A 21,973-nucleotide genomic window follows, 5' to 3' on the forward strand; every position below is an offset into this window, starting at 1 on the left:
GGTCAACGAATTATATCGATAAAGGAGTCATCTCAATGGCCCTACGTTTTTCTTCTCGCTCCCTCTTGGTCGCTACGCTGTGCGGCGCGGTTCTGCTCAGTGGCTGTGCCAACAACAGCGGTTCCAACCCCTCCAACTACGGCCAGCGCAGCAGCGATGTCCAAGCCGTCGATGCCACCATCGAACGCGAAGTGGAGCGCTCTCTGTCACGTTCCGATGCTCGGCTGGGCGACGCGCGGATTCGCGCCCATAGCTACAACGGCACCTTGCTGCTGGTCGGCCAAGTCCCTAGCGATGAACTGAAAACCATGGCAGGCAACGTGGCTTCCAACCTGCGCGGCGTCAATCAGCTGCACAACGAACTGACCATTGCAGCCAACCTGCCCGCCAGCCAACGTCTGGCCGACACCTGGTTGACCACCAATGTCATCAGCCACCTTGCCACCAATGATCAGATCGACTCTTCCAAGCTGAAAGTCACCACCGAGAATGCCACCGTGTACCTGATGGGCATGGTCACTCGTGAGGAAGCCGACCGAATCGTCAATGCGGCGTCCGGCGTGGCCGGCATTCAGCGCATCGTCAAGGTCTTCGATTACCTGAACTGAGCTTCGTCCTGGCAACAAAAAGCCTCGCCAGCGTGACTGGCGAGGCTTTTTTTAGTCATGACCATTTAGCCATGACCAGGCTAAAAGCCCGGCTACTTGACCACTCTGAGAGCCGGTTTCTTCTTGGGCTTTTCAGACGCAGTCGATGCATCCGACGCCTCTTTGGAAGGTGCTTCCGTCAAGGTCAGCTCGGGTCGTGCAGCTTCATCAGCTGAGGACTCCTCACCCCCCTCTAGCTCGTCGGCATCCAGTTCCGGCTCATGGCCAAAGACCATGCCTGCCCCGTTTTCACGAGCGTAGATAGCGATCAACGCAGGGATGGGGATCATCACCTGCATGGGCTGACCCCCAAAGCGAGCGCTGAAACCAATTGCCTGGTTCTCCATGAACAGGTCACGCACTGCCGTTGGCGCGGCATTGAGTACGATCTGACCGTTCTGAACGAACTGGCGCGGCACTTCTACGCCCGGCTGCGTAGCATCCACCACCAGGTAAGGCGTTAGGTCGTTATCCAGAAGCCATTCGTACAAGGCTCGGGCGAGATAGGGACGGCTCGACTTCATAAGTCTCCCTCCTCCTGACAAGTGAAGCCCCTGCCCATCAGGCTAGGGGCCATATGAATTCAGGCGCGCATCTCTTTTTCACGCTCGTTCAAGGAGGCCTTGAACGCTTCACGCTCGAATACGCGCGACATGTAGTTCAGCAGCGGCTTCACCTGCTTCTCCGGCAGCTCGATATTGAGCTCGGGCAGACGCCAAAGGATGGGCGCCAGACAGCAATCCACCAGCGTAAACTCTTCGCTCATGAAATACGGCATATCTTCGAAGATGGGCGAAATGCCGATCAAGCTTTCGCGCAGCTCTTTACGCGCCTTGTCTGCCTCTTTCTTGCCACCCGTGCGGATCAGCTCGAGCATCGGGCACCATTCGCGTTCGATACGGTGCATCCACAGCCGACTTTGAGCACGTGCCACTGGGTAGACGGGCAACAGCGGCGGATGAGGAAAGCGCTCATCCAGATACTCCATCATGACCTTGGACTCATAGAGCACCAGATCACGATCCAGCAGCGTGGGAACACTGTTGTACGGGTTGAGGTCCGCTAACTCTTCAGGTGGCTGTTCCTCAGCAACATCGACGATATCGACCGCCACTCCCTTTTCAGCCAGAACAATGCGTACACGATGACTGAAATGATCATCATTACCTGAGTAAAAGATCATTGACGACCGCTTGGCCACAACACCCATGAAAGCATCCTCGCATCAAAACAATAGACGATAGTAACACGCCCGCCGCCTTTTATGGTAAAGCGACGCAAAGCCCCTGGGGGCACATAAACAAACAAAGGGCGCACGGCTTTCGCCGTGCGCCCCGCCCACCAAGCATAGGCTAATGCTTAGTGAACATCCCGCCAGTACTCACGCTTGAGCAGGTAGGCGATCACACCAAAGATAAAGATGAAGATCAGCACCTTGGGCGCCAGTGCCTGAGCCTGCAGCTTGGAAGGCTCACCGACGTAGGCCAGGAAGTTGGTCAGGTCATAGACGGCTTCCTCGAACTCGGCAGGCTCCATGGAACCTGGCTGAGTGACTTGCAGCACTTCACAAGACTGGTACTTGCCAGACAGCGGGTCGGGCGACTGCCCTGCTACCGGCTGGTCGGTTTCCGAGCAGACCATCTCCTGAACACCCTGCAGCGGCTCCAGCACGTTGGGCATGGCCACCAGATCAAATACCGCGTTATTGACGCCCAGTGGACGGCTCGGGTCACGGTAGAAGCTCAGCAGGTAGGAGTAGATCCAGTCGGGACCGCGCAGACGACCATGCAGCGTCAGATCGGGCGGCGCAGCGCCGAACCAGCTTTCACCATCTTCCGGCAGCATGGCGATGTGCATCAGGTCGTTGTAACCCAGCGATGAAGAGAAAATCAGGTTCTCTTCGACCAGGTCCTGCGGCATGCCCAGATCATTTGCTGCACGGGAGAAGCGCTGATGCTCCAGCGAGTGACATCCCATGCAGTAGTTGACGTAGAGCTGCATACCACGCTGCAGAGACTCCTGATCACGCAGATCCGGCGTCATGGAGTAAGGCACATCGGGCCCTGGCGCTGCGACCGCCATAAAAGGCAGCAGCGCGAACAGCAGTGCGAACAGTTGCTTTTTCATTAGCCAGTCACCCTTTCAGGAACGGGTTTAGTCTTCTCGATACTGGTGTACACCGGCATCAGAATGAAGAAGGCGAAGTAGAGCACCGTACAGATCTGGGCAACCAGCGTACGCAGCGGAGTCGCCGGAATGGCACCCAGAACACCCAGGATCACAAAGCTGATCGCAAAGATGATGAGCGCAATACGCGACAACCAGCCTTTGTAACGCATGGACTTGACCGGACTACGATCCAACCAGGGCAGCACGAACAGAATGGCGATAGCGCCACCCATGGCCAGCACGCCCAGGAACTCGGCACGCAATCCCAGGAAGTCGAAGGTAATGGCCCGCAAGATGGCATAGAACGGCGTGAAGTACCACACCGGCGCAATGTGATCAGGCGTTACCATCGGGTTGGCAGGCTCGAAGTTGGGACGCTCGATGAAGTAACCACCCCCTTCCGGGAAGTAGAACAGCACCACCGCAAAAACGAACAGGAAGACCGCCACACCCACCAGATCCTTCACGGTGTAGTACGGATGGAAAGGAATGCCGTCCAGCGGTTTGCCGGTTTCGTCTTTCTTTTCCTTGATCTCGATGCCATCTGGGTTATTGGAGCCGACTTCGTGCAGTGCAATGATATGCAGCACCACCAGTGCCAGGATCACGATAGGCAGCGCCACCACGTGCAGGGCAAAGAAGCGGTTCAGCGTGATTCCGGAAATCAGGAAGTCACCACGAATCCACTGCGCCAGATCCGGGCCGATACCAGGGATGGTCGCGAACAGCGAGATGATGACCTGAGCACCCCAGTAGGACATCTGACCCCAGGGCAACAGATAGCCCATGAAAGCCTCTGCCATCAGCAGCAGATAGATGGCCATGCCGAAGATCCAGACCAGCTCGCGCGGGGCCTTGTATGATCCGTACATCAATGCACGGAACATATGCATGTAAATGACGACAAAGAAGGCAGAGGCGCCGGTCGAGTGCATATAGCGGATGATCCAGCCGTACTCGACGTCACGCATGATGTATTCCACAGAGCGGAAAGCGCCTTCCGACGTGGGGTTGTAGCTCATGGTCAGCCAGACACCGGTCAGAATCTGGTTGACCAGCACCAGCAACGCCAATACACCAAAGATGTAGAGGAAGTTGAAGTTCTTCGGTGCGTAGTACTTGGTGAGGTGGTCTTGCATCATTTGTGTTGCGGGGAAGCGGTCGTCCACCCAGCGCATGATGCCGCGTTCAGCCTTGACTCGATTAGGATTACCCATTACGCGGCCTCCTCGTCTTCACCAACGATGATGTCCTCACCCTCGAAACGATAGGGCGGCACTTCAAGGTTGGAGGGTGCAGGTACGTTATTGAAGACGCGTCCGGCGAGATCGAAGTACGAGCCATGGCAAGGACAGAAGAAACCGCCCGGCCAGTTGTCTGTGACTGCGGCCTCAGGCTCGGGACGGTACAACGGAGAGCAACCCAGGTGGGTGCACACGCCAACCATGACACCGACCTCGGGGCGCACAGAGCGCAACGGGCCAGTGATGTAGGCAGGCTGCTGCTGCTCCGTGGACTCTGGATCCCGCAAGCGAGACGGATCCAGGCTCTCTGTACGCTCGACCATCTCAGGCGTACGGTTGATGATCCATACCGGCCGCCCACGCCACTCGATGGTGACACGCTGCCCCGGTTCGAGCTTGGAAAAGTTAGCTCGAACCGGCGCACCGGCCGCCAACGCACTGGCACTAGGCTGCCAGGATGCCACAAAGGGGACCGCAACCCCGACAGCGCCCACCGCCCCCACAACGGAGGTGGCGCCCACGAGGAAACGGCGCCGGCCTTTGTTTACGCCGTTATCTGCCATTTCTGGTTTCTCCCATCAGCTTACCCGTTTCGCCGCAAAGGCGTCTTGCGGCGACGAATATCAAATACGCCCTATGTTAAAAAAACAAAGCGCTCTGCACAAGAACAACCGCCCCGGACCATGGTGGTACAGGTACTATAATTTTTTGATATTCCAATAAAAAACGCCCAGGTCTTGGACCTGGGCGTTTTTGCCGCATAGCGTAAAATTAACGCTTGGAGAACTGCGGACGACGACGCGCCTTGCGCAGGCCGACTTTCTTACGCTCTACCTGACGTGCGTCACGAGTGACGTAGCCAGCAGCGCGCAGAGTCGGGCGCAGGTCTTCGTTATAGTTCATCAGGGCACGCGTGATGCCGTGACGGATGGCGCCAGCCTGTGAAGAGCCACCACCACCTTCGACGGTCACATACACGTCGAACTGGTTCAGGGTCTCGGTCAGCTCGAGGGGCTGACGAACAACCATGCGGCCGGTAACGCGACCGAAGTACTCGTCGAGTTCACGGTTGTTGACAGTGATTTTGCCGGAGCCCGGCTTCAGGAACACACGAGCGGTGGAAGTCTTGCGGCGCCCGGTACCGTAATACTGCTGTGTCATGGCGAAGATTTCCTCAGATGTTCAGTTCAAGCGGCTGCTGGGCAGCATGCGGATGCTCGGCACCTGCGTACACTTTCAACTTGGAATACATGGCGCGACCCAGCGGGCCTTTCGGCAGCATGCCCTTGACAGCAGACTCGATGATGCGCTCGGGAGCGTGGTCCAGCATCTTGTCGAAGGTCATGGAGCGCAGACCGCCCGGGTAACCAGTATGGCGGTAGTAGGTCTTGGCCTTCGCCTTGTTACCGGTCACCTGGACTTTCTCGGCATTGATGACAACGATGTAGTCGCCGGTATCAACGTGAGGGGTAAATTCGGGCTTATGCTTGCCACGCAGGCGGCGAGCAATCTCGGTTGCCAGACGACCGAGCGTTTTGTCCGTAGCGTCGACAACATACCAGTCGCGCTGGACGGACTGCGGCTTAGCACTGAACGTCTTCATGGATGAAATCACCAGATTAAGTGTGTTGGGTAACTTGCGCCACTTGATAGCGAAGCACCATCCCTATTCTTTTTGGTTGCAGCCAGAAAAAGACTGCAACGTACAGCGAGGCGGCATTCTACAGCAAGTGAGTGGACAAGTTAAGTGCCATCTTCACTTTTCTCGCACGCCCTTGGCATCGCACTCAGGCAACAGAGGCGCTCAGGGTTTGTGCGGCAGCGCCAGATACTCCCGGGACTGCATCTCCTGCAGGCGAGACAGCGTCCGCTGAAATTCGAAGGTCAGCTTGCCGTCACTGTAAAGCGACTCGACGGGCACTTCTGCCGACATCAAGAGCTTGACGCCCCGATCATAAAACTCGTCCACCATATTGATGAAGCGGCGCGCCTGATCGTCGCGCTTGGCATCCATGCGCGGCACATTGGCCACCAGCACGGTATGAAACTCTCGAGCAAGCTCGATATAGTCGTTCTGGCTACGCGGCCCGTCACACAGTTCGGCAAATTCGAACCAGACGACATCCTCATGAAGTCGACGCGTTTTCAGCACACGGCGGTTGATTTCCAGCGGCGCGCCCTCTTCTCCCGCCTGACCGGCAATCTCCTTGAAGCTGCGCGCCAGCTCCTTGTCGGCAGCCTCATCCAGCGGCGCATGGAAAATTTCCGCACGCTCCAGCGCCCGCAACCGATAATCGATCCCCGAGTCCACATTCACGACGTCACAGTGGCGATTGACCAGCTCGATGGCAGGCAGGAACCGAGCGCGCTGCAGGCCATCCTTGTAGAGCTCATCAGGGATGATATTGGAGGTCGCCACCAGCACGACACCACGCTCGAACAGCGCCTCCATGAGATTGGCCAGAATCATGGCATCCGTGATGTCCTTGACGAAAAACTCGTCGAAACAGATCACCCGAGCCTCGGTTGCAAACTTGCCGGCAATCAGCGTCAGCGGGTTTTTCTCACCCTTGTAGTGCGTCAACTCGTTATGCACCCGCTGCATGAACCGATGAAAGTGCGTGCGCATTTTTTCAGGAAAGGGCAAGGCGTCATAAAACGTATCCACCAGGTAGGTCTTGCCGCGCCCGACCCCACCCCAGAAGTAGAGCCCCTTCACCTGGGGCACCGGGGGCTTGCCCGGCTCACTGCGCTTGCCCAGCAGACCTGCCATCTTCGCCTTCAACCCTTTGCTTGCGACCACAGCCTTGGGTACGGTCGTGGAAGCCGACAACAGATCATCGTAAAGGCGCTGGAGATGCTTGACCGCCTGCTCCTGAGCCGGGTCGTATTGAAAGTCACTGCGCGTCAAATCCTGTTGGTAACGCTCCAGTGGCGTCAGGCGACGGGGGTGTTCAGACGCCTGGCGTGCAGATACTGATGACATGAAGATACTCCCGCAGCCCGTAGTCAAGCACTTGCTTCGGCGCACAATGGCACGCACGCCGAGCACTGGCCTGACCGATAAAAAGAGCCTAATTATACGCGGGTTGAACGCTAAGCGCATGAGCGGATTGACCCGACCAGCCGTGACGCGCCTATAATGGGTCCGTCCATGCAGCTGTGCGATCGGCGACGCCATGCCATCGATGACATGGCGCGCATCATTATTAGGGAGAATACCGTGGAAGCAAGCTCGCCAATCACTTTTGCCGTTGTAGGTCTCATCGCTGGCTTTCTCATTGGCCTTGCCTGCTATCGCCTGTTCAGCAAGAGCGAGAGAGACACGGCTGCGCTGAAGCAAACGCTGCTGGAGCGCGAGCACAAGATTGCGGAACTGAAAAAAGCCATGGGCAGCAGCCTGACCGGCATTCAGCAACGCCTTGACAGCATCCGCCAAGAGACAAATCAGATCGAAGCGCAGATTGCCGACGAGGCAGCTCAATGGCAGCTCACCAGCGTCAAGACCTCCCATCACAAAGCAGCGGCCACGGCAGAAAACGATGCCGACCTTGCCATGCCCCGCGATTACGCGGCTGGCAAGAACGGCACGCTCTCCGAAGGGTTCGGATTGAAAGAGCATCAGAAATCGGACAACGATACGCTTGCGCAACCCCCACGCTACTGATCTACGCTCGCCAGGGCGCCCCTGAGCGCCCTGACAGCGCGCACTTTTCTCCGAGTCAGGCCGGGTTGTCGATATCCACGAAACGATGCTCGACATCGAACTGGCTGGCCAGCCAATCACCCAGCGCCTGCACCCCATAACGCTCGGTGGCATGGTGCCCAGCCGCGATGTAGTGAATACCCAGCTCGCGCGCCAGGTGCGTGGTACGCTCGGAAATCTCTCCTGACACGAATACTTGAGCACCTGCTTCGTGGGCAGCCGTGATCATGTCCTGCGCCCCACCGGTACACCAGGCAATTCGCTCCACTGGCCCCGCCAGCGGCGCCTCGACGACCAGCGCCTGACGCTGAAGGGTATGGCTCAACTGCTCCGCCAACGCGGCCAGAGGTTGAGGTGTCACCAATCGCCCCGACCACAGCAATCCTTCGCCCAGCTCGCCGTCCAGACATCCCTCTACCTTCCATCCCAGGCGCCGCGCCAATTCGGCGTTATTGCCCAACTCCGCATGGGCATCCAGAGGCAAGTGATACGCCAGCAAACTCATATCGTGGGCCATCAGCGTCTTGATGCGCTTCTGCTTCATCCCGGTAATCGCCACTGGCTCGTTCTTCCAGAAATAGCCGTGATGAACCAGCACCATATCTGCCTGCCAGGCCACCGCCTCATCGAGCAGCGCCTGGCACGCCGTCACGCCGGTCATGACCCGCCGCACTTCCTCTCGCCCTTCGACTTGCAGGCCATTGATGGTGTAATCCTTGAATTGGCCAGCGCGGAGCTGGTGGTCACAAGCAGCGACGAGTTGATCACGATGGTTCACGCGGACTCCTTAATAGTTGCCGCTGCCCCGTGGGGAAGCGCAGCGTAAAGTGTTACCATATCGTCTATTGTAAACTCGCTGCACGTTATCGCGAACCTCGCGACCTGCTGAAGACCGCCATCCGCTGAGGAATGCTTGCATGCACCGCTTTGTGCTGCCCTATCTCTGGCCCATTACCACGGGCCTTCTGCTGGCCGCAGTCATTCTGCTGGCCTTCCCCCAGCAGATTCCCAACCCGTTTCGTCAGGCGACGCCCACCACCGTCGAGCCACAGCCTGCACTGGTCGCGACTGGCAACCAACCAACGGCCAACCGCCCTGCCCCAGATATCCGTCAGGCAGCACCGCTCTCTCGCAGCCAGGGTCCGGCCAGCTACGCCAACGCTGTCAATCAGGCCGCGCCAGCAGTGGTCAACATCTACTCGTCGCGCATCGTGTCACGGGACCAGCACCCGCTGATGTCCGACCCATTCTTCCAGCAGTTCTTCAGCGGCGACGATGCGACGACCCATCAACGCATGCTCTCCAGCCTGGGCTCTGGCGTCATCGTCAGTGACGATGGTTACGTGCTCACCAACCACCACGTGATCAGCGGCGCCGACCAGATACAAGTGGCGCTGCGCGATGGCCGCGAAACCCTGGCCCAAGTGATTGGCACCGACCCGGAAAGCGATCTGGCAGTGTTGCGTATTCAACTGGACAACCTGCCCGTGATTGAGCTGGCCGATTCGAAGGAAGTGGCCGTGGGCGATGTGGCGCTGGCGATCGGCAACCCCTTCGGCGTGGGGCAGACGGTGACCATGGGGATCATCAGCGCCACGGGGCGCAGCCACCTGGGGCTGAATGCCTACGAAGATTTCATTCAAACCGACGCGGCCATCAACCCAGGCAACTCGGGCGGGGCGCTGGTCAATCCTGACGGCGCACTGGTGGGCATCAATACGGCGATCTTTTCACGCTCGGGCGGCTCACAGGGAATCGGTTTCGCCATTCCGGCCAACCTTGCCCACAGCATCCTCGACGAACTGGTCACCCGCGGCCGGGTGATTCGCGGCTGGCTGGGCATCGAGGCTCAGGCGTTATCGCGGGAACTGGCCGCCTCGTTTGGGTTACGCACTCCCCAAGGCGTCATCGTGGCTGGCGTGGTCAGCGGTGGGCCCGCAGCGGAGGCAGGGCTGCAGCCCGGCGATGTACTGCTTTCCATCGACGACCAGGTCATCATGGATGCTCGTGCCACCATGAGCGAGATTGCCTCTATCCCACCGGGTACCAAGCTTCCCCTGACCATCGTGCGCAGCGGTGAGCGCATGGAAGTCACCCTGGAAGTGGGCGAGCGCCCCGTGCCCACCAATGCGACGTCCGAAGATCGGCAGAGCGGCTCCTGAAGCCGCTCCACCCATACCTCACTTGCTGCGAATACGATACTCGGCCGAGCGTGCATGCGCCGTCAGGTATTCGCCTCGGGCGAGGACCGACGCCACTTTGCCCAGTTCGGACGCTCCTTCAGGAGAGCAGTGAATGATCGAAGAGCGCTTCTGGAAGTCATAAACCCCCAGCGGTGACGAGAAACGCGCCGTGCCGGACGTCGGCAGCACGTGATTGGGACCCGCGCAGTAGTCGCCCAAGGCCTCCGACGTATGACGCCCCATGAAGATGGCGCCTGCATGGCGGATCTCCTCTAGCCACGCCTCGGGCTCGGCCACGGAAAGCTCCAGGTGCTCCGGCGCTATGCGGTTGATCATCTCGACGGCGTCGGCCGGGTGCTGACAGAGAATCAGCGCCCCCCGGCGCTTGAGCGAAGCACGCGCAATCTCCTCGCGCTCCAGCGTAGGCAGCAGCCGTTCGATGGAAGCCGCGACGGCATCCAGATGCTCGGCGTCCCAACTGACCAGAATCGCCTGGGCATCTTCATCATGCTCGGCCTGGGAGAACAGATCCATGGCCAACCAATCAGGGTCGGTCTGCCCATCGGAGACCACCATGATTTCTGACGGCCCGGCAATCATGTCGATGCCTACCTGCCCGAATACCGCACGCTTGGCGGTGGCCACGTAAATGTTGCCAGGGCCCACGATCTTGTCGACACGAGGTACGCTCTGGGTGCCATAAGCCAATGCTGCAACGGCCTGCGCCCCACCGATGGTGAAAACATGATCGACACCGGCCAGATGTGCCGCCGCAAGCACCAGATCGTTCAGTACACCGTCAGGGGTCGGCACCACCATGACGATCTCACGAACACCAGCCACGTGGGCGGGTATCGCATTCATCAGCACCGAAGAAGGATAGGCCGCCTTGCCGCCCGGCACATAGATACCAGCGCGGTCCAGTGGCGTCACCTTTTGCCCCAGCACCGTGCCATCGGCCTCTTGATACTGCCAGGACTCCGGCTTCTGCCGCTCGTGGTAGCGACGAATGCGCTCCGCTGCCACGGCCAGCGCTTCACGCTGTTCCGACGGCAGCCCCTCATACGCCGTTTTCAACTGCTCGGGCGACAGGCGCAATTGCTCCATGGAGTCGACGGCCAGCCGATCGAAGCGATTGGTGGCATCGATGACGGCCCGATCACCGCGCTGTTTGACGTCCGCCAGTATTTCATCGACACGGGCCTGCACGGCGCTATCGGACACGCCCTCCCAGTCCAGCAGCGTATCCAGCTGACGATGGAAGCCCGGCTCAGTGGTAGAGAGCCGAGCAATGGTGGCAGTGGTTGTCTCACTCATGGCAAACCTCGTGTCATTCGGCAGGCTGCAATTGACGTTGCTTTACGGCACTTTCCAAACGCGCCAACAGCGGCTTGATACGATCATGCTTCATGGTCATGGCCGCCTTGTTGACCACCAGACGGGTACTGATATGGGCAATCAATTCCCTTGGCTCCATGCCATTGGCACGCAGCGTATTGCCGGTATCGACGATATCGACGATTTCATCGGCGAGGTTCATCAACGGCGCCAGCTCCATGGCACCGTACAGCTTGATCACCTCTGCCTGAATGCCCTGCTCGGCGTAGTAGCGGCGCGCCACGTTGACGAACTTGGTCGCCACCCGGCGACGAGCTCGTGCCGGTGGTTGCCCGGTCACGCCTGCCGTCATCAGCTTGCAGCGAGCAATGTCCAGATCCAGCGGCTCGTACAGCCCCTCGGCACCGTGCTCCAGCAGCACATCCTTGCCCGCCACGCCCACATCGGCGGCCCCTAACTGCACATAGGTAGGCACATCGGTGGCGCGAATGATGACCAGCTTCACATCCGGCAGGTTGGTATCGAACAGCAGCTTGCGACTCTTGCTCAAATCTTCTGCGGGCGTAATGCCCGCATCTGCCAACAGCGGCAGCGTTTCGTCCAGAATACGCCCTTTCGAAAGGGCCAGGATCAATTGCTTACTCATGATGTAAGGCCAATGGTTGGTCACATGGCTTAGCCGGGAATGCGACGAATCTTCGCCCCCAGCAGCTGAAGTTTTTCCTCGATACACTCATAACCGCGATCGATATGATAGATACGATCCACCAGCGTCTCGCCTTCGGCCATCATGGCCGCAATCACCAGAGACGCCGAGGCACGCAGGTCCGTCGCCATGACCGGTGCACCGGACAGCTTGTCGACGCCCTGGATGAGCGCAGCGTTACCTTCCAGCACGATATTGGCGCCCATGCGATTGAGCTCCTGCACATGCATGAAACGGTTCTCGAAGATCGTTTCCACGACACGCGAGTGCCCTTCCGCCACCGCATTCATGGCCACGAACTGCGCCTGCATGTCGGTGGGAAATGCCGGATACGGCGCCGTGCGAATGTTGACGGCCTTGGGGCGCTTGCCGTGCATGTCCAGCGCGATCCAGTCGTCACCACTGGTGATCTCGGCACCGGCCTCTTCCAGCTTGGCCAACACCGCTTCGAGGATATCGGCGCGAGTGCGCTTGACCTTGACACGCCCACCGGTCATGGCGGCCGCCACCAGAAACGTTCCGGTTTCGATACGGTCCGGCATCACATCGTGTTCACAGCCGTGCAGGGAAGGCACCCCATCGATGATGATGGTATCGGTGCCATGCCCCTTGATCTTCGCGCCCATCTTGATCAGGCACTCGGCAAGGTCCACGACTTCGGGCTCACGAGCAGCATTTTCAAGAATGGTACGGCCATCGGCCAGGGTAGCAGCCATCAGCAGGTTCTCGGTGCCTGTCACGGTCACCGTATCGAAGAAGATCGTGGCACCCTTGAGGCGTCCATCTACGCGCGCACGAATATAGCCCGCTTCCACGTGGATTTCGGCACCCATGGCCTCCAGACCACGCAGATGCAGATCCACCGGGCGCGAACCGATGGCACACCCGCCAGGCAGCGAGACGTCGGCCTTGCCGAAGTGCGCCAACAACGGGCCCAGCACCAGAATCGAGGCGCGCATTTTCTTGACCAGCTCGTAAGGCGCATGGCACTGAGTCACTTGAGAGCCATCCAACTGAATGCTCAGCTTCTCGCCCATGACGGGCTCGACGCCCATCCGGCCCAACAGCTCCAGCGTCGTGGTGATATCCTGCAAGTGCGGCAAATTGCCGATCACGACGGGGCCATCGGCCAACAGGCTGGCACACAGAATGGGCAGCGCCGCGTTCTTGGCGCCACTGGCCCACACTTCTCCGTCAACGCAACCGTTGCCGGTAATAATCAGCTTATCCATGGGCAGGCCGTTACTCAGCGCTTTGCGATGCAGTTTGCCACTGCGTCGGGGTAAACGTTTTGATGCTGATAGCGTGGAGGGCACCGGACGCGATTTCATCACTCAGCGCGGCGTAGACCAGTTGCTGGCGCTTTACAGGTGAAAGACCTTCAAAGGCTTCGCCAACCGCAATAACCTGAAAATTGCAGCCTTCTCCCTGGATGTGAAACTCACACCCATCGATGCGGGATTCAAGCAGTGCTTTGACCTCGTTGGGTTGCATAAGCCAGGAAACTCCTTTGGGGTCATGAAAAGAATGTGCGGAAAAGCCACATGATAAAGAAAAGCATCACGCTTGGCGATGTTGGCAGCATGACGGATAGAAGAAAGCAGCCCGCAGGCTGCTTTATGGAGAAGGATTACTGCACGGGGCTGTGCTGAGCTATCAAGGGCTCCAGCTCTGCCAGCGTCGCCAGACGCTGGAGCGGCGGCGATAGCACGATCGCGCTCACCGGCAACTGCCTGACCTGGCTCGCTCTCAGCCACTCGAACATCACGCTCAAGGCAGCACTACTGGCACCATCGACACCGCTGAAATCGAACTGAACCGACGTGGCGCGGGTGGTTCGCAGCCAGCTTACTCCTGCCGCCGCCACATCGGCGGCGGCGTTCATGCTCAAGTCACCGGACACCACCAGCCCATCCGGTTGCTCGGCCAGTGAGACATTCGGGCGGTCGAGCAGCGTGCTCACGCATCGCCCCCTTGCTCCAGCTCTTCGACGCCGATATCCGGCGACCAGCCGCGAATGACCGCATCGTAATCGCGATTGTTTTCACGCATGGCCTGATCGAACTGATTGCGGAACGTGAGGCCCAGGTTGATACCATTGACGATCACGTTGACCACGCGCCATTCACCATTGGCCAGGCGCAGGCTGTAGCTGACCGGGTAGACCTGACCATTGTTGGCCACCACTTCCATATCGACACTGGCCTGATCTTCGTGACGCTGGGCACGCTGTTGGCTCAACACACGCAGCTCGTCGTAGTCGAAGGTCACCAGACCACGCGTGTAGGTATCGATCAGCGTCTGGCGGAAGACATCCGCAAAACGGCTGCGCTGCTCTGGCGTGGCATTGCGGAAATAGCTGCCCATGACGCTGGCACCGATATAACGGAAATCGGCAATGTCATCCAGGCTATCGTTGACCAGCGCCTTCAGCTCATCGAGATTGTTGGCATAGTAGTCTTCACGCCCTTCGATTTGCGCCATGAACCCTTCGATGTTGTCGCGAATCATCTGTTCGGGCGACTGAGACTGCGCCTTGGCCAAGGCAGGCAAAGCCATCAGCAGCAGGGCCAGGGCAAACCAGCGGGAAAAAGTTGCTGTCATCTTTTGCATCGTTACACCTCTGTAATCACGCACCATCACCATGGATGCTTAGTTGCTGACCATATTGGACACGAACTGCTGAATAAGTTCTTCCAGCACCAGGGCCGATTGCGTGTCGCGAATCGTGTCACCGTCTTGTAGCACCTCAGGGGCACCGCCCACACTCAAACCAATGTACTGCTCACCCAGCAGCCCAGCCGTCAGAATGGCCGCCGTGGTATCCTGCGAAAGCTGGCCTTCCAGGTCACTGTTCAGGCTCAGCACCACGCGTGCGTCGTACCACTCCCGGTCCAGCTCGATGGCCTCGACACGTCCAACGGTCACGCCCGCCATGGTGACACGGGCACGCGGCTTGAGGCCGCCGATATTGGAGAAGTTGGCCTCCAGGCGGAACGTGTCAGACGCGCCCGAAAGCGTCAAACCGCTGACTCTCAGCCCCAGAAAGACCAGGCCGATGATCCCCGCCAACATGAATAGACCAACGCCAAACTCCATGGTTTTACTGCGCTTCATGACACCACCCCAGCTATTGAAGGCCGCCGAACATGACGGCGGTTAAAACGAAATCCAGCCCCAGCACCGCCAGCGATGAGTACACCACCGTACGGGTGGTCGCCCGAGAAATGCCTTCGGACGTGGGAATCAGATCATACCCTTGGAAAACGGCGATCCAGGTCACCACCAGGGCAAACACCAGACTCTTGATCATGCCGTTACCGACATCATTGATGAACGAGACGCTGGACTGCATGTTGCTCCAGTAAGAGCCTTCGAAAACGCCCAGCCACTCGACGCCGACCAGATAGCCGCCCCAGATACCGACCACACTGAACCCCACCGTGAGGATCGGCAGCGCCACGAATCCGGCCCAAAGCCTCGGGGCCACTACGCGACGCAGCGGGTCGACGCCAATCATTTCCATGCTGGTCAACTGTTCGGTGGCCTTCATCAAACCAATCTCGGCGGTCAACGCCGAGCCGGCCCGCCCTGCAAAAAGCAGCGCTGCCACCACCGGGGCCAGCTCTCGCAGCAACGACAGCGCCACCATCTGCCCCAATGCCTGCTCGGCACCAAAATCCACCAGAATGGTGTAGCCCTGAAGCGCCAGCACCATGCCGATGAACAGTCCGGACACCAGCACGATGGCCAGAGAAAGCACGCCGACAAAATGCATTTGACGAAGCCACAGAGCCCACCCCTCACGGGAAGGCACCCCGACCGCCGACTGCGCGAGAAACACTGCCGCGCGCCCCAGCGCTTCCACCATCTCGCATCCCTTGCGCCCCAATCGCGTGATGGGCGCTACCCACTGTAAGAGTCTTGACTGCATTTACCCTGCCCCGCTTGCTGGATCGTGACCGAGAATGTCTCGGTAAAGGGTGTTGCCAGGATAGTGAAACGGCACAGGGCCGTCCGGCTCACCATGCATGAACTGACTGACTCTGGGGTCCTCGTTGACATCCAGCGACGCCGGCGTGCCATGCGCCACCACCTGGCCATCGGCGATCAGGTAGAGGTAGTCGGCAATGCTCAGGGTTTCCTTGATGTCATGGGAAACCACCACGGAGGTCAGCGACATGGCCTGGTTCAAGCGCTTGATGAGCTGCACCAGTACGCCCATGGAAATGGGGTCTTGGCCCACGAACGGCTCATCGTAAAGAATCAGCTCCGGGTCCAGTGCCACGGCCCGCGCCAGCGCCACGCGGCGGGCCATGCCGCCCGAAAGCTCGGCAGGCGACAGGTGGCGCGCTCCGCGCAGGCCCACGGCCTGCAGCTTCATCAACACCAGGTCACGAATCATGGTATCGGGCAGGTCGGTATGCACGCGTAGTGGAAAAGCGACGTTCTCGAAGACATCCAGATCGGAAAACAGCGCGCCACTCTGAAACAGCATGCCCATTCGCTTGCGCAGCGCAAACAGCGCCTTGCGAGACAGCCGATGCACGTCCTGCCCATCGATCAGCACGCGCCCCCGATCAGGCACCAATTGCCCGCCGATCAATTTCAACAGGGTGGTCTTGCCGGTTCCGCTGGGCCCCATGATGGCAGTGACTTTCCCACGCGGAATGCTCATGCTCACGCCACGAAAGATATCGTGGTCGCCGTGGGAAAAGTACACATCCTCCACCTGGATAAAGGGCATATCCGTCATGGGCATCACACCCCTCGTTCGCTCGCCGACGCGGGCATGTCGAGCCCGGATCGGCGGTTTAAAAAACAGTGTTTTCGAAATATTATCGAACATCGTATCCTAACGCCACCCACAGGAACAGCCACGCGCACCTTGCCTGCTGGCCACGGCCTGCCAGTGGTTTGGCTAAAAGCCGCCGCAAGATGTTATTCTTGAAGGCTATCAACCGTGATGACGAGAACGAGACCGACCATGCCCCAGCCTCCCACCCCACCCAGCTCACTGCGTGAAAGCGCACTGCGGACACTGCAGATAGAGCAAGCCGCGATTGGCGGCCTGCAAGCCAAGCTGGACGAGAGCTTCGACCGCGCCTGCCAGCTGATCCTGGCTTGCAAGGGTCGTGTGGTGGTGACCGGCATGGGCAAATCCGGCCATATCGCCGGAAAACTGGCGGCCACCCTGGCCAGTACCGGCACGCCCGCCTTCTTTGTTCATCCCGGAGAAGCCAGCCACGGCGACCTCGGCATGATTACCCGGGGCGATGTGGTGCTGGCCCTGTCGAACTCGGGTGAAACCGGCGAAGTCACGGCTCTGCTGCCGCTGCTCAAGCGCTTGGGAACTCCCTTGATCAGCATGACGGGGCGCCCTGATTCGACCCTGGCACGTCACGCCGAGGCCCACCTGGACAGCGGCGTCGAACGTGAAGCCTGCCCACTGGATCTGGCCCCCACCAGCTCGACGACGGCAGCGCTTGCGCTAGGTGACGCGCTGGCCGTCGCACTGCTGGAAGCACGCGGTTTCACGGCCGAAGATTTCGCGCTCTCGCATCCTGGCGGCAGCCTGGGCAAGCGACTGCTGCTGCGCGTGCGTGATCTGATGCACGATGGCTCTCGGCTTCCTCGGGTTGCACTGGGCAGCCCACTGCGCGATGCCCTGCTGGAAATCACCCGCCAGGGGCTCGGCTTTACCTGCGTCATCGATAGCCAGGGCAGGTTGGCCGGTGTCTATACCGATGGCGACCTGCGGCGCACGCTGGACCAGTTTCACGACCTGCGCGACGTCAAGGTGGACGACGTCATGACACGGCCAGGCAAACGCATCGGCCCCGACGTTCTGGCGGCCGAAGCCGTGCGTATAATGGAAGATAGTCGTATCACGGCGCTGGCCGTGGTCGATGAACAGCAGCGCCCGATTGGCGCTCTGCATATGCATGACCTGCTGGCAAGCGGCGTTATCTGACCCATGATCCAATGATGGATGATACGGAGGCTCTATGGCCCTACCTGACGCACTTTTAGATCGTATACGCCGTGTAAAACTGCTGGCCCTGGACGTGGACGGCGTGCTGACCGACGGCCGCCTGTACTTCCAGGCCGATGGCATCGAAATCAAGGCCTTTCACACCCAGGATGGCCACGGGCTGAAGCTGCTCAAACGGGTCGGCATTCATGTCGCGCTGATTACCGGCCGTGACTCTCCCATGGTCAGTCAGCGTGCCGCAGCGCTGGGCATCAGCCATGTCTACCAAGGCTGTGAAGACAAGCTCGCCACCCTGCGCGGGCTATGCCAACGGTTAGACATTACCCTGGAACAGGTTGCGTTCTGTGGCGACGACCTCCCGGACCTCGCGCCGATCAAGCGCTCCGGCGTCGGCATCACTGTGCCCAACGCCCCCGACTACATGCACACCCACGCCGACTGGATTACCGATCGCCTGGGCGGGCATGGCGCCGTGCGCGAAATCTGTGACACGCTGCTCACCAGCCAGGGGCACTGGGACGCCGTACTCGACACTTATCTGCACGGTTCCGTCTGAATGGGCATCAGGGTGAGAAAACGCGTCTGGCTGTCGGGCCTGGTCATCACCCTGGGTGGGCTGTTGGTGTGGCTGGACCCACGCGCCCCTCAACAGCGTGAAGTAGACCCCGAGGCCCAGGCCCAAGAGCCCGGACACGTGCTGGAAAATGCCGAAATCACCCTGTTCGGTGAAGACGGCACGCTTCAGCAATCCTTGGTGGCACCGCGTCTGGTACATACCCCGCAGGCGGCCATGACCCACGTGACGTCACCACGCGCCACCCTGTTCGACAGCGAGCAGCGTGAATGGCTGGCCATTGCCGACACCGGCACCTTGAACATGGACTCCCAGGCGCTGACCCTGGCCGGATCCGCGCGCCTGCTGGCGCCGGACGAAGGCTGGCAGCTGGATACCGACCTGCTGCACTATGATGGACTGGAGCGTCATGCCTGGAGCGACACCCCTGTGGTACTGCAGCAGCCACCTCAACGCATCGAAGCCTCACGCATGGATGTCTGGCTGGACGACAGCCGTGTCAGTTTGATCGATAACGTGCGCGGCGTGCATCCGCCCGCCCCCCAATCTTCTCAGGAGTCGCCATGAACGCCCTGCTTCGTACGGCACTGTTCGCCCTTGCCGTTCCCATGGTGGTAGGCGTACTGCCTGCCGCTGCTCAACAACAGGCCCCCGTTGAAGTGGAAGCCGACCGCCTGGACCTGGACCAACGTGCGGGCACGGCGGTCTATACCGGCAACGTCGACATTCGCCAAGGTGAAATGCAGCTGCGCGGAGAGCGTGTCGAAATTCATCGCAACGAGGCGGGCGAGCTCTCCCGGGCCGTCGCCACGGGCGAGCGTGCCTACCTGCGCAACCAGCTGGAAGACCAGACGACGCCCATGGAAGGCTGGGCGCGGCGCATCGTCTACCATGTGTCCGAGCGGCGTGTAGAGCTGATCGACCAGGCCGAACTGACCCAGCAAGGGGATCGCTTCCAGGGTGGACGGCTCGAATACTTCATCGACCGCGGGGTGGTCCAAGCACGCTCCGATGTCAGCGGCAGCGCACCGCAACGCATCCGCATGACCTTACAGCCCGAGCAATAGAGAGAGCCCCTCGTGACAGCCATCAGCCCCGACACTGCAGCGGTCAAGACGCTCCATGCACAGCATCTGGCCAAGAGTTACAAGCGCCGCCGCGTGGTCAAGGATATCAACCTGGAAATTGCCCAAGGCAGTGTCGTTGGCCTGCTAGGCCCCAACGGCGCAGGCAAGACCACCTCGTTCTACATGATCGTCGGCCTGGTGAAGGCCGATGCTGGCAAAGTGGGCATCGACGATCTCGACCTGACCCGGGCGCCGATGCACGAGCGTGCCCTGGCAGGCATCGGCTACCTGCCTCAGGAAGCATCGATCTTTCGCAAACTGTCGGTGGCCGACAATATCATGGCCATTCTGGAAACGCGTCGTGAGCTCGACCGCAGCAGCCGAGAAGCCAAGCTCGAATCTCTGCTGGAAGATTTTCACATCACCCATATTCGCGACAACCTGGGCATGAGCCTCTCGGGCGGCGAGCGGCGGCGGGTGGAGATCGCTCGCTCGCTGGCCACCGAACCTGCCTTCATTCTGCTGGATGAACCATTTGCCGGCGTCGACCCCATTTCCGTGGGCGATATCAAATCGATCATACGTGCCCTCAAGAAGCGTCATATTGGCGTCCTCATCACCGACCACAACGTGCGTGAAACTCTGGATATCTGCGATATTGCCTACATTGTTGGCGACGGACACATCATCGCCAGTGGAAACCCCCAGGAAATCCTCAATAACCAGAAGGTACGCGACGTCTATCTGGGCGCCGACTTCCGACTTTAAACAATGGCCCACGAAGACATTTTATTTAGTGGCATGCTTATTGCACTTGCACCAAACGGAGAGTCGCTCTAGGGTGGAGCTTTCTGATTAACGAGTGGTTCTCAGATGGTCATGAAAGCTTCTCTTCAACTGCGCATCGGCACACAGCTGACCATGACACCTCAGCTGCAGCAGGCCATTGCGCTGCTTCAGCTATCGACGCTGGACCTTCGTCAAGAAATTCAGCAGGCGCTGGATGCCAACCCCATGCTCGAGCAGGAAGATGAGTTTGGCGAACAGGCCGTCAGCGAGCCTCAGGAAGCCGAGTGGGCAGACAGCATCCCCAGCGAGCTTTCCGTAGACAGCGACTGGTCCGACACGTACCAGGACATGGGGAGCATGGGCGGCAGCAGCGAAGGCCCGGACTTCGAGCGTCAGGCGGCGGGGCAGAGCCTGCACGGTCACCTGCTTTGGCAATTGGCCATGACCGACTTCTCCTCCCGTGAACATGCCATCGCCGAAAGCCTCATCGATGCGCTGGATGCCAACGGCTACCTGACCCAGCCTCTCAACGACATTCGCGAGGGGCTCAAGGCACAAGGCCACGACGGCCTGAGCCAGCGCGAGGTCGAAAACACCCTGCTGCGCCTTCAGCAGTTCGAACCCACCGGAGTATTTGCCCGTGACCTGCGGGAGTGCCTGATGCTGCAGCTGGCCTCGCTGCCCGAAGACACCCCGCTGCTGATGCCTGCCAAACGCCTGGTACGCCAGTTTCTCGAAGCTCTCGGCAAGGACGACATGCGCTTGCTGAAGCGACGCCTGAGCCTCGACGACGAGCAGTTGGACGATGTCATCCGTTTAATTCGCAGCCTTGACCCCAGGCCTGGAAGCGCCTACGGCATCACCGACGACAGCTATGTCACGCCAGATCTGGTGGTACGCCACGATCACGAGGGCTGGCACCTGGAACTCAATCCGGAAGCGCTGCCTCGACTGCGTATTCAGCCCGACTACGCCAGCCTGATCAAACGCGCCGACAAGAGCCAGGACAACCAGTTTCTGAAAGAGCATCTCCAGGAGGCTCGCTGGCTGATCAAAAGCCTTTCGAGCCGCAACGACACCCTGCTGCGCGTGGGGCGCGAGATCATTGCTCGGCAGATCGGCTTTCTGGAGCATGGCGAAGAAGCCATGAAACCGCTGATTCTGGCCGATATCGCCGAAGCGGTGGAGATGCATGAATCGACCATCTCGCGGGTCACTACCCAGAAATACATTCATACCCCGCGCGGGGTGTTCGAGCTCAAGTACTTCTTCTCCAGCCAAGTCAGCGGCCAGGAAGGTGGCGACAGCCATTCCAGCACGGCCATTCGAGCACGCATCAAGAAACTGATTCAGGACGAGCCTCCGGGCAAGCCACTCTCCGACAGCCGTCTGGTCACCCTGCTGGAAGCGGGCGGCATTACCGTGGCCCGCCGCACCGTGGCCAAGTACCGTGAGTCGATGGGTATACCTTCGTCGAGTGAGCGCCGTCGTTTACGCTAGTTAAACGCTCTCGCCCAACAAACTCTCGACGAGGGCTTTGCAATGGCCCAAAAAG

The 21,973-nt window shown here is 59.7% G+C and carries 27 protein-coding genes; 9 read left to right on the top strand and 18 right to left on the bottom strand.

Going from position 1 to position 21,973, the window contains the following annotated elements; translation table 11 throughout:
• Nucleotides 1-35 precede the first annotated feature (35 nt).
• Nucleotides 36-608 (top strand): BON domain-containing protein, encoded by a 573-nt coding sequence (locus IE091_RS03870; RefSeq protein WP_039177412.1) that lies wholly within the window; start codon nt 36-38, stop codon nt 606-608.
• Nucleotides 609-700: 92 nt separating this feature from the next.
• On the opposite strand, the gene IE091_RS03875 is transcribed toward IE091_RS03870, so the two are convergent.
• The 8 genes from IE091_RS03875 to zapE all read right to left on the bottom strand — a co-directional run bounded on the left by IE091_RS03875 (nt 701) and on the right by zapE (nt 7,046).
• On the bottom strand, nt 701-1,171 hold the full coding sequence (locus tag IE091_RS03875; RefSeq protein WP_039177413.1) for a ClpXP protease specificity-enhancing factor: 471 nt from the start codon (nt 1,169-1,171) through the stop codon (nt 701-703).
• Between the two features lie 59 nt (nt 1,172-1,230).
• Nucleotides 1,231-1,857 carry a stringent starvation protein SspA gene (gene sspA, locus IE091_RS03880; RefSeq protein ID WP_026001643.1) on the bottom strand — a complete coding sequence of 209 codons (627 nt, stop codon included), beginning with the start codon at nt 1,855-1,857 and terminating at the stop codon, nt 1,231-1,233.
• A 149-nt stretch (nt 1,858-2,006) separates the two neighbouring features.
• A complete protein-coding gene (locus IE091_RS03885) occupies nt 2,007-2,774 on the bottom strand; it encodes a cytochrome c1 (protein ID WP_096923167.1) in 768 nt (255 codons plus the stop codon).
• Nucleotides 2,774-4,033: a cytochrome b gene (locus IE091_RS03890; RefSeq protein ID WP_039177421.1), complete on the bottom strand. Its 1,260-nt coding sequence runs from the start codon at nt 4,031-4,033 to the stop codon at nt 2,774-2,776. Before IE091_RS03890 ends, IE091_RS03885 begins: the two co-directional genes overlap by 1 nt.
• Entirely contained in the window at nt 4,033-4,623 is a 591-nt protein-coding gene (gene petA, locus IE091_RS03895; RefSeq protein ID WP_039177424.1) for a ubiquinol-cytochrome c reductase iron-sulfur subunit, read from the bottom strand. Before petA ends, IE091_RS03890 begins: the two co-directional genes overlap by 1 nt.
• A gap of 208 nt (nt 4,624-4,831) precedes the next feature.
• Complete coding sequence (rpsI, locus tag IE091_RS03900) at nt 4,832-5,221, bottom strand: 30S ribosomal protein S9 (RefSeq protein WP_016913500.1); 390 nt, start codon at nt 5,219-5,221, stop codon at nt 4,832-4,834.
• A gap of 13 nt (nt 5,222-5,234) precedes the next feature.
• Entirely contained in the window at nt 5,235-5,663 is a 429-nt protein-coding gene (gene rplM / locus IE091_RS03905; protein WP_016913499.1) for a 50S ribosomal protein L13, read from the bottom strand.
• 201 nt (nt 5,664-5,864) lie between these two features.
• The gene (zapE, locus tag IE091_RS03910; RefSeq protein ID WP_039177429.1) at nt 5,865-7,046 is read right to left on the bottom strand and encodes a cell division protein ZapE; all 1,182 of its coding nucleotides are present in this window, start codon (nt 7,044-7,046) and stop codon (nt 5,865-5,867) included.
• Between the two features lie 168 nt (nt 7,047-7,214).
• On the opposite strand from zapE, the gene IE091_RS03915 reads away from it, so the two are divergent.
• Nucleotides 7,215-7,727, top strand: coding sequence for a ZapG family protein (locus tag IE091_RS03915; RefSeq protein WP_229800745.1), 513 nt, complete (start codon nt 7,215-7,217; stop codon nt 7,725-7,727).
• Between the two features lie 55 nt (nt 7,728-7,782).
• Here IE091_RS03915 and IE091_RS03920 read toward each other — a convergent pair whose 3' ends face one another.
• A complete protein-coding gene (locus IE091_RS03920) occupies nt 7,783-8,544 on the bottom strand; it encodes a Nif3-like dinuclear metal center hexameric protein (protein ID WP_144983548.1) in 762 nt (253 codons plus the stop codon).
• A gap of 139 nt (nt 8,545-8,683) precedes the next feature.
• Between IE091_RS03920 and IE091_RS03925 the strand changes: the two genes are divergently transcribed.
• Entirely contained in the window at nt 8,684-9,928 is a 1,245-nt protein-coding gene (locus IE091_RS03925) for a S1C family serine protease (protein ID WP_096923169.1), read from the top strand.
• Between the two features lie 18 nt (nt 9,929-9,946).
• Here IE091_RS03925 and hisD read toward each other — a convergent pair whose 3' ends face one another.
• The 9 genes from hisD to IE091_RS03970 all read right to left on the bottom strand — a co-directional run bounded on the left by hisD (nt 9,947) and on the right by IE091_RS03970 (nt 16,749).
• Nucleotides 9,947-11,266 (bottom strand): histidinol dehydrogenase, encoded by a 1,320-nt coding sequence (gene hisD, locus IE091_RS03930; RefSeq protein WP_144983546.1) that lies wholly within the window; start codon nt 11,264-11,266, stop codon nt 9,947-9,949.
• A 13-nt stretch (nt 11,267-11,279) separates the two neighbouring features.
• Nucleotides 11,280-11,933: an ATP phosphoribosyltransferase gene (hisG, locus tag IE091_RS03935; RefSeq protein WP_039177782.1), complete on the bottom strand. Its 654-nt coding sequence runs from the start codon at nt 11,931-11,933 to the stop codon at nt 11,280-11,282.
• Between the two features lie 29 nt (nt 11,934-11,962).
• On the bottom strand, nt 11,963-13,225 hold the full coding sequence (murA, locus tag IE091_RS03940; protein ID WP_039177440.1) for a UDP-N-acetylglucosamine 1-carboxyvinyltransferase: 1,263 nt from the start codon (nt 13,223-13,225) through the stop codon (nt 11,963-11,965).
• 10 nt (nt 13,226-13,235) lie between these two features.
• Nucleotides 13,236-13,487 (bottom strand): BolA family protein, encoded by a 252-nt coding sequence (locus IE091_RS03945; RefSeq protein ID WP_016913491.1) that lies wholly within the window; start codon nt 13,485-13,487, stop codon nt 13,236-13,238.
• Between the two features lie 136 nt (nt 13,488-13,623).
• On the bottom strand, nt 13,624-13,956 hold the full coding sequence (locus tag IE091_RS03950) for an STAS domain-containing protein (protein ID WP_039177443.1): 333 nt from the start codon (nt 13,954-13,956) through the stop codon (nt 13,624-13,626).
• Entirely contained in the window at nt 13,953-14,606 is a 654-nt protein-coding gene (locus IE091_RS03955) for an MlaC/ttg2D family ABC transporter substrate-binding protein (RefSeq protein WP_039177446.1), read from the bottom strand. Before IE091_RS03955 ends, IE091_RS03950 begins: the two co-directional genes overlap by 4 nt.
• A 39-nt stretch (nt 14,607-14,645) precedes the next feature.
• The gene (gene mlaD / locus IE091_RS03960; protein ID WP_016913488.1) at nt 14,646-15,110 is read right to left on the bottom strand and encodes an outer membrane lipid asymmetry maintenance protein MlaD; all 465 of its coding nucleotides are present in this window, start codon (nt 15,108-15,110) and stop codon (nt 14,646-14,648) included.
• 13 nt (nt 15,111-15,123) lie between these two features.
• Nucleotides 15,124-15,927, bottom strand: a complete 804-nt coding sequence (gene mlaE / locus IE091_RS03965) for a lipid asymmetry maintenance ABC transporter permease subunit MlaE (RefSeq protein ID WP_039177449.1) — start codon at nt 15,925-15,927, stop codon at nt 15,124-15,126.
• On the bottom strand, nt 15,928-16,749 hold the full coding sequence (locus IE091_RS03970; protein ID WP_039177784.1) for an ABC transporter ATP-binding protein: 822 nt from the start codon (nt 16,747-16,749) through the stop codon (nt 15,928-15,930).
• Between the two features lie 231 nt (nt 16,750-16,980).
• Between IE091_RS03970 and IE091_RS03975 the strand changes: the two genes are divergently transcribed.
• The 6 genes from IE091_RS03975 (at nt 16,981) to IE091_RS04000 (ending at nt 21,918) form a co-directional block, all read left to right on the top strand.
• The gene (locus IE091_RS03975) at nt 16,981-17,967 is read left to right on the top strand and encodes a KpsF/GutQ family sugar-phosphate isomerase (RefSeq protein WP_039177452.1); all 987 of its coding nucleotides are present in this window, start codon (nt 16,981-16,983) and stop codon (nt 17,965-17,967) included.
• Between the two features lie 34 nt (nt 17,968-18,001).
• Nucleotides 18,002-18,544: a KdsC family phosphatase gene (locus tag IE091_RS03980; RefSeq protein WP_039177455.1), complete on the top strand. Its 543-nt coding sequence runs from the start codon at nt 18,002-18,004 to the stop codon at nt 18,542-18,544.
• Complete coding sequence (lptC, locus tag IE091_RS03985) at nt 18,545-19,129, top strand: LPS export ABC transporter periplasmic protein LptC (protein ID WP_039177459.1); 585 nt, start codon at nt 18,545-18,547, stop codon at nt 19,127-19,129.
• Nucleotides 19,126-19,629 carry a lipopolysaccharide transport periplasmic protein LptA gene (lptA, locus tag IE091_RS03990; RefSeq protein WP_039177461.1) on the top strand — a complete coding sequence of 168 codons (504 nt, stop codon included), beginning with the start codon at nt 19,126-19,128 and terminating at the stop codon, nt 19,627-19,629. Before lptC ends, lptA begins: the two co-directional genes overlap by 4 nt.
• A 21-nt stretch (nt 19,630-19,650) precedes the next feature.
• Nucleotides 19,651-20,397, top strand: a complete 747-nt coding sequence (gene lptB, locus IE091_RS03995; protein WP_039177787.1) for an LPS export ABC transporter ATP-binding protein — start codon at nt 19,651-19,653, stop codon at nt 20,395-20,397.
• 105 nt (nt 20,398-20,502) lie between these two features.
• Nucleotides 20,503-21,918 carry an RNA polymerase factor sigma-54 gene (locus IE091_RS04000; RefSeq protein ID WP_081137013.1) on the top strand — a complete coding sequence of 472 codons (1,416 nt, stop codon included), beginning with the start codon at nt 20,503-20,505 and terminating at the stop codon, nt 21,916-21,918.
• The last annotated feature ends 55 nt before the right edge of the window (nt 21,919-21,973 follow it).

This window comes from Vreelandella hamiltonii (assembly GCF_014651775.1).
Taxonomy (GTDB): domain Bacteria; phylum Pseudomonadota; class Gammaproteobacteria; order Pseudomonadales; family Halomonadaceae; genus Vreelandella; species Vreelandella hamiltonii.